General features: G+C 43.5%; 11 protein-coding genes and 1 pseudogene. All 12 read left to right on the top strand.

Going from position 1 to position 16,098, the window contains the following annotated elements; all coding sequences use genetic code 11:
* Window positions 1–636: pseudogene (locus ACVBDY_RS21995) on the top strand (hypothetical protein); the annotation flags it as partial.
* Between the two features lie 7 nt (window positions 637–643).
* The gene (locus ACVBDY_RS21990; RefSeq protein ID WP_447177626.1) at window positions 644–3,028 is read left to right on the top strand and encodes a DUF8696 domain-containing protein; all 2,385 of its coding nucleotides are present in this window, start codon (window positions 644–646) and stop codon (window positions 3,026–3,028) included.
* Window positions 3,029–3,032: 4 nt separating this feature from the next.
* Window positions 3,033–4,271, top strand: a complete 1,239-nt coding sequence (locus ACVBDY_RS21985) for a T9SS type B sorting domain-containing protein (RefSeq protein ID WP_447177625.1) — start codon at window positions 3,033–3,035, stop codon at window positions 4,269–4,271.
* An 80-nt stretch (window positions 4,272–4,351) separates the two neighbouring features.
* The gene (locus ACVBDY_RS21980; RefSeq protein ID WP_447177624.1) at window positions 4,352–5,263 is read left to right on the top strand and encodes a PorP/SprF family type IX secretion system membrane protein; all 912 of its coding nucleotides are present in this window, start codon (window positions 4,352–4,354) and stop codon (window positions 5,261–5,263) included.
* Between the two features lie 18 nt (window positions 5,264–5,281).
* On the top strand, window positions 5,282–7,207 hold the full coding sequence (locus ACVBDY_RS21975) for an OmpA family protein (RefSeq protein WP_447177623.1): 1,926 nt from the start codon (window positions 5,282–5,284) through the stop codon (window positions 7,205–7,207).
* Window positions 7,208–7,574: 367 nt separating this feature from the next.
* Window positions 7,575–8,276: a helix-turn-helix domain-containing protein gene (locus tag ACVBDY_RS21970; protein ID WP_447177622.1), complete on the top strand. Its 702-nt coding sequence runs from the start codon at window positions 7,575–7,577 to the stop codon at window positions 8,274–8,276.
* Between the two features lie 344 nt (window positions 8,277–8,620).
* The gene (locus ACVBDY_RS21965; protein ID WP_447177621.1) at window positions 8,621–10,462 is read left to right on the top strand and encodes a monovalent cation:proton antiporter-2 (CPA2) family protein; all 1,842 of its coding nucleotides are present in this window, start codon (window positions 8,621–8,623) and stop codon (window positions 10,460–10,462) included.
* A 271-nt stretch (window positions 10,463–10,733) separates the two neighbouring features.
* Window positions 10,734–11,906, top strand: a complete 1,173-nt coding sequence (locus ACVBDY_RS21960; protein WP_447177620.1) for a cysteine desulfurase family protein — start codon at window positions 10,734–10,736, stop codon at window positions 11,904–11,906.
* A gap of 41 nt (window positions 11,907–11,947) precedes the next feature.
* Window positions 11,948–13,111 (top strand): XdhC family protein, encoded by a 1,164-nt coding sequence (locus tag ACVBDY_RS21955; protein ID WP_447177619.1) that lies wholly within the window; start codon window positions 11,948–11,950, stop codon window positions 13,109–13,111.
* Entirely contained in the window at window positions 13,104–14,480 is a 1,377-nt protein-coding gene (locus tag ACVBDY_RS21950; protein ID WP_447177618.1) for a TlpA family protein disulfide reductase, read from the top strand. The genes ACVBDY_RS21955 and ACVBDY_RS21950 overlap by 8 nt, the downstream gene beginning before the upstream one ends.
* 10 nt (window positions 14,481–14,490) lie before the next feature.
* Complete coding sequence (locus tag ACVBDY_RS21945) at window positions 14,491–15,102, top strand: nucleotidyltransferase family protein (RefSeq protein ID WP_447177617.1); 612 nt, start codon at window positions 14,491–14,493, stop codon at window positions 15,100–15,102.
* A 9-nt stretch (window positions 15,103–15,111) separates the two neighbouring features.
* On the top strand, window positions 15,112–16,092 hold the full coding sequence (gene moaA / locus ACVBDY_RS21940) for a GTP 3',8-cyclase MoaA (RefSeq protein WP_447177616.1): 981 nt from the start codon (window positions 15,112–15,114) through the stop codon (window positions 16,090–16,092).
* Window positions 16,093–16,098: the final 6 nt, after the last annotated feature.

Raw genomic sequence — 16,098 nt, 5'->3', positions numbered from 1 at the left:
ACCACAACGATGGTTGACAACCAGGATGGCACCTATACGTTTACCAACGCCAACGGTGAGACGATCACAGTTGACGTGCCGAACAGTGTAGTAGATAACATCACTAACGAAGGCGATATTTTTAACGCCATCGAAAACCTGATCAAGAATGTTGGCGGCAATGTGTACTATGATGGCGATCAATTCACCTACCTTGATGAGAACGGGGAAACCCAGACCATCAACTTTGAGGAAATAGTAAAAGAGAATGAAACACTTACCGTACTGGAAGGAAACAGTAAAGGAGCTTTGACATATACGGACGAAGAGGATAATACTACGGTAATAAAGGCGGTGATGCCCAAATTCTTCTATATGCCAAGTATCATTTTTGATACATCCACTCCTGCCAATAGGCTAACAAGAAACTTACACCAGGAGTATATAGATCAATTCGGTACCCCTGTGGTAAGTAGTGCGGGTGCAGCTACTCCTATTCCTACTCTCGAAGCCAATGAAGTGGAATACTATATCACTTATTACGATACCGATGTGTTTGCAAACCTGAGTATAGATGCTAATGGGGTATTGACCTATGATGTTATCGGAAATGCCACACCAACCTCATTTATGAATATTGTATTCGTCGTAAAATAAGACAGGGATGATTCGAAATATAAAATATAGATCCATAGTAATATTCGGCTGCCTTATGCTCTTTTTAGGCGTATGGCAGGTACAGGCCCAGTTTACCATCACAGACGATTTTAAAGGAAGCGGTACGCCGGATATTGTAATCGGAGACGACGCAAAGTTCACTTCCGGGGACGAGGACCCGGTAAATCAGGGATGGCTAAGGCTCACCCCGGCACAGACGAATAAAAAGGGATACGCTTTTATAAATAAAACTTTTCCATCAAGTCTTGGGGTGTTGATCGATTTCGAGTATAAAAACTGGAGAGATAATAGGGATGCGACATACAATGGAGCGGATGGGTTTAGTATATTCCTCTTCGATGGTACAATAGATAAAAATAACTTTCGACTAGGAGGCTATGGAGGGTCATTGGGATATGCACAACATACTGGTGCCGTTCCTCCCGTTAATCAAGGCCTTAGCGGAGGATATATTGGCATAGGAATTGACGAATATGGAAATTTTGCAAATCCTGGTGATGGAGGAAAAAATGGTGGCCCTGGGCTCAGACCGAATTCTATTGTCTTAAGAGGGCCTACCACCAATAATTCTAGTACTACAAACAAATACTTAAATGGCGTTACCATAAAAGACGGCGAGGTACTTGGAATAACGAATAATATCGGAGATACACGTTTTGATGACATAGATTACAATACCTATGTGACCACCAGACCCGATAATGAGACTTTCTATCGAAGGGTGCAAATTGAAATAATGCCTACTGGAACCGGATTTTACAATATTGTTGTGCGCTGGAAAAGAAGTATGGCGTCTAATTTTACCCAACTTTTTTCATACACCACGGACCAGGCTCCTCCTTCAACTTTAAAACTCGGGTTTGCTGCATCTACGGGAGGAGGGATCAATAATCATGAAATCCGTAATATACTCGTTACAACCCCTGGTAACCTCCGGGTTACCAAGTTGGTGAACAAAGATGTACTGAGGTCTGTTCCCGGGTCCGGCAACGAGAATGAAGTGGTTTATACTATAGAAGTAAATAATGATACACCCGCTGCATTGTCCAGAATAGATGTAGAAGATATACTGACGGACGGGGACAATAATCCCATTCCGGAAGGTATGTTGAGCATAACCAATATAAGTCACAGTGGCTTTACAAGTACAGATTTGCCCTCGCCGGGAACAGGTTCCCCGATTACCAGCGGATCATTTACCGGGACCCTTGGACTTGCGGCCAATTCATCGGGAATAATTACCGTGACCGGGAAATTGAATGAGATCCCTGTCGGGAATTTGCTTCAAAACACCGTGACGATCAAAAACGACGAGATCACGGACCAGGACCTTGAGAACAATACTTCCACGGTAAGAACACCGGTCTATGCGGAAGGGGTAGACCTGGTTATCAAAAAAAGTACCGATGACGAATGTTTGGATATGGCTAATGGTAACAGGTTTACCCTGACAGTTTCCAATGTGGGTATAAATGATCTTCAGTACAGCCAGACCAATCAGATTATAGTTAGAGAAGAACTTCCCGCAGGGGCAACAATGAGCAATAGGAGCAGTGATGGATGGTCATATTCGGTAACTGGCAATACCCATACTTTTATCAGGAACGGCAGCGGGACCCTTCGTTCCGGAAGGTCTGCCCCTCCCATAACGTTTAAGATCAATTCCAGTTCCGGGTATACGAATACGGCAGAAGTGGAACTAAGCAGCAATTCAGGTACGAATCCGGAAAATATAGAACCCCCGGAAAACCAAGGTAACAATACGGATTCTGTGATCATAGGTGCACAGCCCTCTGCACCGGGAGTAACATCCCCGCTGTATTACTGTAAAGGAGATGTTGCAACTTCCCTGGTTGCCACGACCACGGCAGGGAATATACTTTCCTGGTATACCGACATAAACGGCGTTCCCCTGAATAATGCGCCGGTGCCGAATACAAATAACGTGGGATCTGTAATTTACTATGTTAGTCAGACCAATGGTAACTGTGAAAGTGAACTCTCTGAAATAGAAGTTATTGTCCTTGAAAAGCCGGAACCGGGAAGTATTGCAGGTATTCAGGAAATATGCGGTAGTACGCAGCCCACCGGTATAAGTTCCGTAAATCCGGGAACCGGGTTCGGAACGATTAGCTACCGATGGGAGTTTTCAGAAGATGAAGGGACTGTATGGGAGGAAATAGACGGTGCCCATGGCGCTACCTTCCAGCCTTCAATAATTACAAAAAGCTCCACATATCGCCGGATAACCGTAGCTACAAATGCTGACGGGTACAGTTGTGAATCCGTTCCTACGAATGAAGTAACGGTAACCACAAAGAACTGTAAGCTTTTTACCAACCCCATGCTCCCTTCAAAAGCAAAACAATAAGGATATGAAGAAAAATACACACATAAAAATTATTGCAGTCTCGGTCCTTTTGTTGCAGGCATTCCGGATATCCGGGCAAACCGTAAACACCGGAGAACTGTCCGTTGCACCCGGAACCCAGGTATCTACCATGGAAGATTTCGATAACAGGGAAAGCGGAACGGTAAGCAACGACGGGGAGTTTTACATCTACGGAAACTTTAACAACGATGGCCTGGTAAGCTTTACCCCCGGAACAAAGACCGGAATCACACTTTTCAAGGGACTTTACGGGGCACAGTCCATAACAGGGGAGATGCCTTCGGATTTTTTCCATGTACTTTTTGACAATCCGTCCACCCAACCCGCCTTTCACCTTTCCGGGGATATCGGTATCTCCGGAAAGGCCCAGTTTCAGGACGGTATTGTAGATGGGGATGTGTACGGCGGATTGGTCACTTTTCAACAAGGGGCTTCCCATGAATTGGTTTCCGATATCAGTTTTGTAGACGGGCAGGTACGTAAAACAGGGGACGAACCATTTGATTATCCTATAGGGGACGGAGGTTATTACCGAAGGGCATCCATATCCGAACCTTCCGATACGGACGACCATTTTACCTCGCAATATATCCTGAAAAACTCCAGTACACTCTATCCGCATTCGGATAAGGAAAATAATATAGAGCTGGTAGATAATACGGAATACTGGGAGATAAACCGGACTAACGGAACATCCGGTATCGTACTTACCCTTACGTGGAATGAAGAGACCACGCCATCGGATATTTTAAACGAAGAAGATGGTAAAGCCATACACATTGTACGCTGGGATGCTGTCAATAAAAGATGGAAAGACGAAGGAGGTGTGGAAAACCGCGATGAAAAGACGGTGACTACGGCGGTATCCGGCTATGGTATATTCACTTTTGCCAAAGTAATGATAGAAGAAGAGGATCCGGACAGCGGCCTGGTGATCTATAATGGCGTGTCCCCCAACGGGGACGGCAGGAACGACTTTTTCTACATAAAAGGTTTGGAAGAATATCCCGAAAACACAGTAGAGATCTACAACCGATGGGGGGTAAAAATATACGAAGCGAAAGGATATAATAATACCAATGTCCGGTTTGACGGGTATTCGCACGGACGTGCTACGATAAATAAAGGCAGGTTATTGCCTAGCGGTACATATTTCTACATCCTTAAGTATAATGACCATAACATATTAAGAGATACATCCGGGTATTTGTATATCAACTAACCCTGCAAATGTGGTATAGAAGAGCGGGAAATGAATACGTTTTAGATTCCCGGAAAATGAAGCAGTAAAAAATAAGACAGATGAAGAAGTTTTTTTCGGTATTGGGATTTTTGATAACATGCATTGGTTTTGCACAGCAGGAACCCCAATACACACAGTATATGTACAACACCATTAGTGTTAACCCGGGTTATGCCGGCACCAGGGGAGCTACCAGCATGCTGGGATTGTACAGGCAGCAATGGGCAGGCTTGGAAGGAGCGCCTAAAACAGCACAGTTTTCCATACATTCCCCGATCAGTTACCAGGGGCACGGCTTGGGATTGTCCATCATTAATGATGAAATAGGTCCGTCGAGAGATACTTATGTCAATGCCAGTTTTTCCTATAAATTGCAACTGGATTACGATACCTGGCTGAACCTGGGAGTTATGGCCGGGGGAAGTTTTCTGGATATAAACTACGATAAACTGAATATCCATGACGAGGGAGACCCGCAGCTAACCGGAAGGCTGAGCAAATTTTCGCCGAACATTGGTGCAGGAGCCTATTTGCATTCCAGCAACTGGTATGTAGGACTATCGGTTCCAGCCTTGCTGGAAACGAATTTCTATGACGATATTCAGCAATCCGTAGCCAAGGAAAAAATGCATTTTTATCTTATAGGAGGATACGTTTTTGATCTTAACCCCATGCTGAAATTCAAACCGGCAGCCCTGGTCAAAGCAGTAAGCGGTGCCCCTCTGGGAGTGGATGTTTCGGCCAATTTTCTGTTTAATGACAATTTTACTCTCGGAGCCGCATATCGCTGGGATGCCAGCGTGAGCTTTCTGGCAGGTTTCAGTATCACCGAAGGGCTGCATCTGGGATATGCTTACGACTATGATACCACGCGATTAGGAAATTACAATTCCGGGTCACATGAAATATTTGTCCGGTTCGAATTTATTTCCTCATCCCGGAACCGAATGGTTTCCCCGAGATTTTTCTAACCCAAGCAACAAAATACGATGAATAAAATACTACACATAACATTTCTTCTTTTCCTGTGCAATTCCCTGTTCGCTCAGGAGGCTAAAAAAGCCCGTGCGGATAAAGATCATGACAAGTTTGCCTATATCCGTGCCAGTGAATTATACGAGAGGCTTCTGGAGAATGGCTATGAATCCAAAGATTTGTACAGCAAGCTGGGCGATACCTATTACTTTAACGCTCGTTATGCGGAAGCCCTGCCATATTACCGGAAAATGATGTCTTACGAAGGAGAAACAGAACCGGAATATTATTACCGGTATGCCCAGTGTCTTAAAGCAGATAAAGAGTACGGGGAAGCGGATAAAGTTCTGGATAAATTTTACAACCTTGTAGGTCATCCGAAAGAAGATAATGCAAAGTTGCTCCAATTTGTAGAAAACCTGGAAAACGGGTCACCCCGGTATGTTTTGACCGATGCGGGGATCAATACCGCATATGCCGATTTCGGCACCGGTTTCTACGGTAAGGACCAGGTAGTATTCGCTTCGGCCAGGGATACGGGGATCTTTGTAAAAAGGACCCATAAGTGGAATCAAATGCCCTTTCTTAAACTATATACCTCGACTATAGACAGTACCGGAATACTTACAGCCCCGGAAAAATTAAAAGGAGAGGTGAATTCCAAATACCACCAGACTACAGCGGTGGTGACAAAAGACAAGAGAACCATGTACTTTACACGGAATAATTACCGGAAAGGAAAGTTTCGGAAATCCGAAGACGGTACGAACCATTTGAAAATATACAGGGCTACCTACACAGACGGGGAGTGGGGGAATATAGAAGACCTTTCTATAAACGACGATGCGTATTCCACGGCCCATCCGGCATTAAGCCCGGATGACAAACATCTTTATTTCGTTTCCGATCGCCCCGGGACCCTTGGAAATACGGATATTTTTGTTACGGAAATATTGGACAATGGTAACCTTGGGCCTGTACAAAATCTTCGGGCGGATATAAACACCCCAGGGAAGGAAACTTTCCCCTTTATGGATGAAAACGGCAGGCTTTACTTTGCATCCAACGGACATAACGGCTTAGGCGGACTCGATATCTTCACGGCTATCCGCGACCCTTTCGGTCGTTACAGGATCGTAAACCTGGGAAGTCCGGTAAACTCCGTGATGGATGACTTTGCTTTCATAATGCGGGGTGACGGAAGAGGATTTTTGTCCTCGAACCGGGGGCAGGAAACCGGCTTTGATAATATCTATGCCCTTTCCGAAAAAGAACCCCTTAATCCGAAGGCAACCCTTTGCGGATTGGTCAGGGATAGTATAACAAAAGAACCTTTGTCCGATGCAAAAGTGACCCTTTACGACCGGGATAATGAAATGTTAAACGAGGTTCTGACCGATGCTTCCGGGAATTTTTGTATTCCCGTATGGCCTTTTACCAATTATAACTTAAGGGGAGGTAAAGAAGAATATCAAAGCAGGGAACATTGGATAAATGAGCTGGAAAACGATGAAAAAAGAGAAGTGGTGATAGATCTGGTCAGGGACGGTGTACAGGTAACCACGGGTGACGATCTAACGGAAAAACTTGGACTGAAACCCATCTATTTCGATTTTGATGGCTCGGGAATACGAAAAGTATCCGAAATAGAGCTTGGTAAGGTTATTGAGGTGATGAAACAGTATCCCGGCCTGGTCATAGAAGTACGCTCACATACCGATAGCCGCGGAAGTGATACCTATAACATGGCGCTTTCCGAAAGAAGGGCCAGGGCTACGGTAAATTATATACTGAATAAAGGAGGCATTTCCTCCGACCGAATCAGTAGTAAGGGCTACGGGGAAACCGAACTTATAAATCCCTGCACAGATGGTGTGTCATGTACCGAAGAACAACATCAGCAGAACAGGAGAAGTGAATTTATACTGATGCAAATGTAATTTTGTATTCGTATTTTAAACTCCCGGAATACACTTTTTAAGGATAATCTTTTGTCCTTTGAATATATTCTGGCAGTAGTAATATTTTTTTTAAGGGTTTTATTTTTTTTTGCAGTCATTATAATACAGCTTGATTGTTTATGAAAATGATGGGACATGCATACGTTTTCGGAATATACGACATAGCCTGAAAAGACATAAAAATCAAGCCAAAATTGAGGTTAACGTACTTTTACATAATGTTATAGCAGATTAAAATCTGAAGTAGAGTGAAATAAGATTTAATAATATTCGTTAAACTACGAACAATGGCCCCACCCCATGATATTGGTTACTGTGCGTAGTATGTGCTAAATGAATAGAAAAGATGAAGAGAGAGGAAACAAACAACCGGACAAAAAAAAGAAACAATGTGATCCCGGGCAAAGAGGATCTTAGTGTTAAGGAAGTTTTGAGAAATCTGAAGGAAATTCTGAACCTTCGAACGAATAAGGAATTATCCGACGTACTCGGGGTAAGGGCCAATACCATATCCACGTGGAAAAAGAGGAACAGCTTGGATTATAGCAGGCTTGTTGCCATGGGAAAACATCACAAACTGGACCTTAATAAATTATTCTCTAACAATGTGTTCGAACCTAATACGGTAAAGGATATTATTGCCGTTCCGAGGGAATTACAATACCAATATGTATCACAAATACAGGACAGGGATTTTTTGGATAGTCTGCCCAGATATCGTTTTCCGTTTTCTTCTGCGGAAAATGCAAGGGCCTTTCAGGCCACCGATTTGTCATCGTCCATGACCTTTAAAGGAATATCCTATGTAGTCGGGGAACTGTTGGAAAACGCGGAGGCTTTCGTTGCCGGAAAAACATATATTGTGGTCAACCGCCAACAGGGAATATTCATAGGCCAGATAGAGAAGGACAAAAATGATAAAGCGCGGGTCCATATAATAGCCAATAATCATAAAATAATACCCGTAAACGTGAGCATGATGCGCGGAGAGATTATAGAAATATGGAAAGTCACCAGCATAATCTATCAGGATTTTGTGGACGCATAAAGTATAAAGAGATTATAAAGCAAATACAACCGATAACTATCGGGTAGCTGCTTTGGTTTTAGGTAAAAGGAAAGGTAGAAATCTTTCCTTTTTTATTTGTAATTTAGAATTTCTTTTCGGTCCCGATAATTATCGGGATTATAGTGGATTTTTGTTCCAGACGAGGCGGATTTGGTGCGAATAGCCGTGGCTATTCAAAGAAAACACGACAAAGTATAGGACAAAAAGGCATATAAAAGAACCGAAGGCGATGTCCTGAGTTTATCGAAGGGATAAAATTTAAACAGTTTCTTAGTCCCAGGAAATAAAGAAAACGGATATAATTACAAACCAACAAGTAGCTCATGCACGAATCTTTTTTTATTCAGGCCTTTATATATCTTGCCGGGGCGGTTATTATGGTCCCTATAGCCCAGTATTTTAAACTGGGTTCCGTATTGGGTTACCTGCTTGCCGGGATAATAGTCGGACCGTCTTTTCTGAAGCTGGTAGGAGAAGAAAGCCAGGATGTTATGCATTTTGCCGAATTCGGTGTGGTCATGATGCTTTTTGTCATCGGTCTGGAACTCGAACCTTTGCGTTTATGGCGAATGAGGCGCCGTATCGTAGGATTGGGAGGAGCCCAGTTGATCAGCACGGCCTTGCTGGTTTTTACAATCTGTAGCCTGCTCGGATATTCCTGGCAGGTTTCCCTTACCCTGGGGATGATCATATCCATGTCGTCTACTGCCATAGTGCTTCAGATACTTGAAGAAAAAGGATGGAACAAGACCATGGCGGGGAGGAGCGCATTTGCCGTGCTTTTGTTCCAGGACATGGCCATTATTCCTATTCTTGCCATTCTACCGTTATTATCTTTAAACGGAGGAAGTGCCGCTACCGAAAACACAACACTCTTAGGGCATCTTCCCGGATGGGGACAGACCCTGGCCGTAATTGGTGCCGTAACCATAATTATCGTAGCGGGTAAATACCTGCTATATCCCGTATTCCGGGCTATGGCACGGACACGTTTGCGTGAAATGTTTACCGCCATTGTACTGCTCCTCGTTGTAGGCATATCCCTTCTTATGCACCTCGTAGGGCTCAGTCCCGCCCTGGGAGCTTTCCTGGGAGGAGTGCTGCTGGCTAACAGCGAATACCGGCATGAGCTAGAAAGTGCCATAGACCCGTTTAAAGGATTACTATTAGGGCTTTTTTTTATGACCGTAGGATCTACCATCGATTTTCAACTGGTAATCCGGCAACCCTGGGTAATTACCGCTATGGTACTGGGGGTTATTGCCCTTAAAGCAACTGTACTGCTCCTGCTAGGGAAAATATTCAATATCCGAAATGCGCAAAACTTTATTTTCAGTCTCGGCCTTGCCCAGGTAGGGGAATTTGCTTTTGTATTGCTCAGCTTCAGCCTGGGAGAAGGGATAATTTCCGAAGAGTTAAATTCCCTCATGATGGCCACTGTGGCCATATCCATGGCCTGTACGCCTTTGCTTATGATGTTTAACGAAAAATTTATCCTCACCCGTTTATGTGCCGTTAGTTTAGAAGATAAGAAGGAGGACTATACGGACGTAGAGGAAGAAGAGAATCCTGTAATTATCGCGGGTTATGGTCATTTCGGAAATACGGTCGGGCGTTTTTTACAGGCACATAATATTCCGGTTACCGTATTGGATAACGACAGTGATAATGTGGATTTTTTAAGAAAAGTAGGCTTTAAAGTCTATTTCGGAGATGCTACAAGGCATGATCTCCTGGAAATTGCCGGAGCTACCAAAGCGGAAATTTTGATTATAGCTATCGGAGATGAAGAGAAACGGATGGCCCTTATAGAAACCGTTAAAAAACATTTTCCACATCTTTATCTGCTGGTCCGTGCAAAAGACCGGAATGAAGCCTATAACCAGATGAATGCGGGGATGATGCACATATACAGGGAAAGCCTGGATACCAGTCTTCGGCTTGGGGTAGATGCCCTCAAAATACTCGGCCATAAAAGACACGAAGCCGTAAGGGCGGCAAAGACTTTTTTTATTCATGATGAAAAGACACTCAAATACCTTTCCAGCATCCGGAACAATGAAGAATACATTATGGCCATACGCGAAAAAATGCAGGAGTTGGATATATTAATGAAAGCAGATAGTGAAGAGTTTCAGGTGGAAGTGGAAGAAGAAAACGGATAAGTATACTAACAAAGATACTTCCGCAAAGGTGTTAAAAATATGATAAAAGTAGTTGTGTTCCGTATTCAGAAGACGGTAAGAGTTGATTAAGCCGAAAATAAACTATATATTTAGAAAATATAGAATCCGGTATTTTCGTAACTTTCTGTTATTATAGTGTTTAATCCGAATATTGCTAGGGGATATTCATATTCTTATCTTATGATTGTCTCTGTATGCAGTATCCCGGAAAGAACCCGGGATCTTGTTTATATCAGGAAAACCATAACACATGCACAAAAAGCCCGTATATCTCGATTATAATGCTACCACTCCTTGCGATCCCGGTGTTGTGGATGCTATGATCCCGTATTTTTCAGAACATTTCGGCAATACGGCCAGCAGGGATCACAGTTATGGCTGGGAAGCGAATGAAGCGATAGAATTCGCCCGAAGGAAAGTAGCTCGTCTAATAGGGGCACCCTCCTCCGGTATGGTTTTTACTTCAGGGGCCACGGAAGCACTGAACCTGGCATTAAAAGGTATTTCGGACATAAATAATTCACGTAAAAATCATATCATAACCTCCCGGACCGAACACGAAGCCGTGTTGGATACGTGCCGGTATCTCGAAAAAAAGGGATGTGAGGTAACATATCTGGGAGTAGATACCTTCGGGAATATCGATCTGCAGGAACTGGAAAGAGAGATCAGGCCGGAAACCATAGCTGTGGTATTGATGTACGCCAATAACGAAACAGGACTTATTCACCCGGTAAGACAAATAGGAGAAATAGCCAAAAAACACCGTATCCTTTTCGTTTGCGATGCTACCCAGGCCGTAGGTAAAATTCCGGTAAATATTCCGGAAGACAATATAGACCTGCTGGCATTTTCATCTCATAAAATATACGGACCCAAAGGAGTAGGGGCATTGTATATGAACGAAGAGACCAGGAAAAGAATATCCCCGTTGCTCCACGGAGGAAAACATGAAAAAGGGCTTCGTAGCGGCACGTTAAACGTACCGGGAATTGTAGGATTCGGAAAAGCTGCGGAAATATCTTTCAGGCAGATGGAGACGGAAACCGATCATTTGGAACGGCTTCGTAATATAATGGAAGATATATTACTTGCCACGGAAGGGATTGCGGTTAACGGTAATACACGTAACAGGCTTTCGCACGTTACCAATATCTCCATTGACGGAATAGAAGGGGAAAGCTTTATATTGTCCCTCGCCATGGATATTGCCGTGAGCCGGGGAAGCGCATGTTCAGGAAATGTGCATACCCCTTCCCATGTTCTCCGGGCCATGGGAATGTCAGCCGAACAGGCCGGGAATTCCCTGCGTATAAGCCTTGGTAGGTTTACAACCGAAGAAGAAGCCCGTTTTGCTGCGGAAACCATAACAAAAGCAGTAAGAGAAAGAAGAAAAAGACAGTTGGAAATGACAAAGGACTGAATTCCTGTTGAACGTCTGTAGTGAATTAAAAAAACGGATCATTGAGTTTATCAAAAGAAATACGGCAAATAACAAAAGCCTACGACCTGGCAGCAGAACAAGGAAAAAGAACTGCCCTGGCCACGGTGGTACACGTTGAAGGATCGTCTTATCGCCGTCCCGGCGCCCGGATGCTTATTACCGAAGACGGTGAACTTACGGGAGCTATAAGTGGGGGCTGCCTGGAAGGAGATGCATTGCGTAAGTCGCTATTGGTCATCATGCAGGATTATCCCATGTTAGTAACTTATGATACCTCGGACGAAGATGATGCCGTTCTGGGAGTGGGTTTGGGGTGTAATGGCATCATACGCGTACTGATCGAACCCCTGCCCGGCTCCGCGTCCCCCAATCCCGTAGAATTTTTGAAGAAGCTGCAAAAAGACAGATACCCTGCCGTTCTGGTAACGCTTTTTTCCCTGGAAGATCACAGAAATAGTATACAAGGAACCCGCCTGCTTTTAAAAGAAGGAGGATCCTCCGGCGAATTAGATGGAACACTTCCCCAGGCAACGTTGTTACAGGAGAGTATGGATGTTTTGGAGAACGGGCATTCTGTTTTCAGAAAATACCAGACAGAACAGGGAGAAATAGCCGCTTTCATACAATATATTCCACCGGAAATAACCCTGCTCATTGCTGGGGCGGGTAACGACATTTTTCCCGTGGTAGAAATGGCGGATATACTCGGATGGGAAGTAACCCTCATCGATGGAAGGCCCAATTATGCAAACAAACAGCGTTTTTCTTCGTGTAATATTGTCATCGGTGAGCCGGAAAAAGTATTGGATGCCTTAAAAACAGACGACCGTACAGCCGTATTATTGATGACGCATAATTATAATTACGATAAGATATTGATGAGAAGATTATTGCAGGAGAATATTTCGTATATAGGCATGCTCGGACCACAAAAAAAACGGGAACGTATACTGGAGGAGCTTCGGAAAGAAGGAATGGAAATAGATGCTGTTCCGGCAAATGTTTTCAGCCCTGTGGGACTGGACATAGGAGCGGAGACATCCGAAGAAATAGCACTTTCCGCAATCTCGGAAATCAAAGCCGTTTTTTCCGGGAAACCGGGAACATATCTCAGGGATAACAAAGGAAGTATCCACGAAAGTAAAGGCACAGAACTAACGGATAAAATAAATGTAAATGCCTAAAGTATTATTTATTATTACTTTAAGCCTGATTCTGTTTTCCTGCCAGCGGGAAAGGCCGAAGGGTATTGTCATTAATTCTGTTACCGGAAATACACAAATAGACAGTATATACATCTCACAGGTGCCCGCCGAAGGAGATAAGTACCTTGCAGTTCTTTCTCCCGGAGATAAACACGTCAATATAAACAGCGTTGTAAAACATCCTGTAACCGCCAGGATATATACCAAAGACGATAAGAAAAGTTATGATATACTTTTGACGCCCGGCAAAGAACTGGATATCATTATAGAAAATGATTCCACGCTTCACACGAATAATTTAAGTGATTCCCTCCTGAATTATATTACCAGTAGTACACTTCCGTTTCTCAACGAGAACCTCAATATTTTGATGGGGAAAGACACTCCTAAAGATACCGTTGTTAAGATACTGGATGATTTTCGCTTGAAAAGAGATAGTGTCATTAACGTTTATGCAGATAAGCTTACCGGGGAAGAAACAGGTTTGATTAAACTATACAACTCTGTTAGGGTAAACAACTTTCTGCTTTATTACGGACTTGTTTTCAATGATATAGATCCGGGAGATGCTATCTTTGATTTTACAGAACGAATAGATCATAATGCTCCCTTTTTTAAAGGATATTATAATCTCGCATTGCTTAAACTGATGAGAGGATATCTTGTAACAAAAGATGCCCCGGAGAGCATAGGATCGTTTCTGGATTATGTGAATGAAAATACCGTTAATAAAGAATTACGGGATTGGTATAAAGTATGTTATGTCAAAGAATTGATAGAGCATTCCGGGCCGTGGAGAAAACATCTGGATAAATTCAGTGTTTCCGTATTGAAGGATATACTACAAAAGGAAAAGTCTAACAGGTTTTATAATGATCTTCGGGAAATTTCGGAACCCTACCTGTTAACCCGAAACGGAGAGATGGCTTATGATTTTGAAGCAGAGCAAATAAACGGTGAAAGCATAAAATTGTCCGATTTTTCAGGAAGTATTGTGTTTATTGATGTGTGGACAACCTGGTGCGGCCCGTGTAAAAAACAAAGGCCGGAAGTCATGGCCATGGCTGAGAAATATAAAGATAATCCGGAAGTAAAGGTGTTGATGATCTCCGTGGATAACTCAAAGAAAGCATGGGATGATTATATCCGAAAGCAACCCGGAGATTTCGGAACAGAGTTATATGCAGAAGGCGGATTTAAGGGAGATTTTGTTTATAATTACAGTATACATTATGTGCCTAGGTATATGGTGATTGATAAGGACGGGACCATAATAAACTCTCGCGTGGAGGAGGCTTCGGACGCTATTGATATTATAGAAACATTGATGGCGGAAAATCAAACATAAATCATATCTTTTGAGAAATAACCCCTATGCCATTATCATCCTTGCCGCCGGAAGTTCCAGCCGTTTGGGGCAACCGAAACAGTTGCTGGAGTACAAAGGGAAGACCCTGTTACAACACGCGGTAGACGAAGCACTTGGTACCGGAACGGAACACATAGTAGTTATACTCGGTGCCAGTGCAGGAATTATAAAGTCCGGGATAAAAGGAGATAAAGTAATATTCCTGGAGAATCCGGAGTACGAAAAAGGTATGGCTTCCGGTATTTCGCTGGGTACCGAATACCTGGTAAAAAAGACCGGAAACAAAACAGAGGCGATATTAATTATGTTATGTGACCAGCCTTTTGTAAATTCGGGACTTCTGACAGCCTTGTTGAAAAAACAGGAAGAAACCGGAGCCGCCGTGGTAGCCAGTTGGTACAAGAACAACAAAGGTGTTCCGGCAGTATTTCACAGAAGTGTTTTTCCGGAACTCAGGGATCTGACCGGGGAACAGGGAGCAAAAGGGATTATCCGTAAATATGAAAATCGTACGGAAACCGTTGAATTTCCCTCAGGACATATAGATATCGATACCATGGAAGACTATCACAGGTGGATAGAGGATGACAAAAAATTATAAAAAAATTCAATGATAAAAGACACATACAACAGAACACACGATTATCTCAGGATATCCCTTACGGACGTATGTAACCTGAGATGCTTCTATTGTATGCCCGACGAAGAATACGATTTTACCCCCGAAGCCAGGCTGATGCAGGTGGATGAAATAGAGCATGTAGCAAAAACCTTTGTTGAGCTGGGGGTAAATAAAATAAGGCTGACCGGGGGAGAGCCCCTGGCCAGAAAGGATGTGGGGGAAATATTAATGAGATTATCCCGACTTCCCGTAACACTTACCATGACTACCAATGCTACACTTCTCCATCGTTATATTGATATCCTGGAAAAAGCCGGAGTAAAGTCGCTGAACATCAGCCTGGACACCCTGAAGACGGAAAAATTCCTGTGGATGACCAGGAGAAAGCAGTTCCGCCTGGCGTTGGATAATATAAACATGGCCATAGAAAGAGGGTTCCATGTGAAAATTAATGCCGTAGTGATGAAGGGATTGAATGATAATGAGATAACAGATTTTGTAAAATGGACCAAAGACACCCCGGTGCATGTCCGTTTTATTGAATTTATGCCCTTTAACGGTAATAAGTGGACAAGTAACCAGGTGTTTACCTGGGAGGAAATGTTGGAGACTATAGGCACGGAATACCGTTTTGAGCGACTGACGGCCAACCCTCATGATGTAGCTAAAAAATACCAGGTGCCCGGGCATAAAGGAACTTTTGCCGTGATAAGTACCATGAGTGCTCCGTTTTGCAGTGGCTGTAACCGTATGAGGCTCACGGCCGACGGGAAAATGAAAAACTGCCTGTTCTCCAAAGGGGAAACCGATCTTTTGTCGGCTTTGCGCAGGGGAGAAGACCTTGTGCCGCTGATCCGGAAAAATATATTGCGAAAAGCAAAAGGACTCGGAGGCCAGATGGACGAAGATTTTAAAAAACTGGACGGGGATAAAATAGATAACCGGAGCATGATAAGTATAGGAGGATAGCTGTAA

The sequence above is a fragment of the Sinomicrobium halophytocola genome (assembly GCF_052983395.1).
The sequence above is the reverse complement of the archived record's forward strand: the minus strand, read 5'-3'. Positions and strand labels throughout refer to the sequence as shown.

Bases quoted from the DNA above. Each gene is read 5' to 3' on its own strand.
- ACVBDY_RS21990 (WP_447177626.1), top strand. From the start codon at position 644: ATGATTCGAAATATAAAATATAGATCCATAGTAATATTCGGCTGCCTT.
- ACVBDY_RS21985 (WP_447177625.1), top strand. From the start codon at position 3,033: ATGAAGAAAAATACACACATAAAAATTATTGCAGTCTCGGTCCTTTTG.
- ACVBDY_RS21980 (WP_447177624.1), top strand. From the start codon at position 4,352: ATGAAGAAGTTTTTTTCGGTATTGGGATTTTTGATAACATGCATTGGT.
- ACVBDY_RS21975 (WP_447177623.1), top strand. From the start codon at position 5,282: ATGAATAAAATACTACACATAACATTTCTTCTTTTCCTGTGCAATTCC.
- ACVBDY_RS21970 (WP_447177622.1), top strand. From the start codon at position 7,575: ATGAAGAGAGAGGAAACAAACAACCGGACAAAAAAAAGAAACAATGTG.
- ACVBDY_RS21965 (WP_447177621.1), top strand. From the start codon at position 8,621: ATGCACGAATCTTTTTTTATTCAGGCCTTTATATATCTTGCCGGGGCG.
- ACVBDY_RS21960 (WP_447177620.1), top strand. From the start codon at position 10,734: ATGCACAAAAAGCCCGTATATCTCGATTATAATGCTACCACTCCTTGC.
- ACVBDY_RS21950 (WP_447177618.1), top strand. From the start codon at position 13,104: ATGCCTAAAGTATTATTTATTATTACTTTAAGCCTGATTCTGTTTTCC.
- moaA (WP_447177616.1), top strand. From the start codon at position 15,112: ATGATAAAAGACACATACAACAGAACACACGATTATCTCAGGATATCC.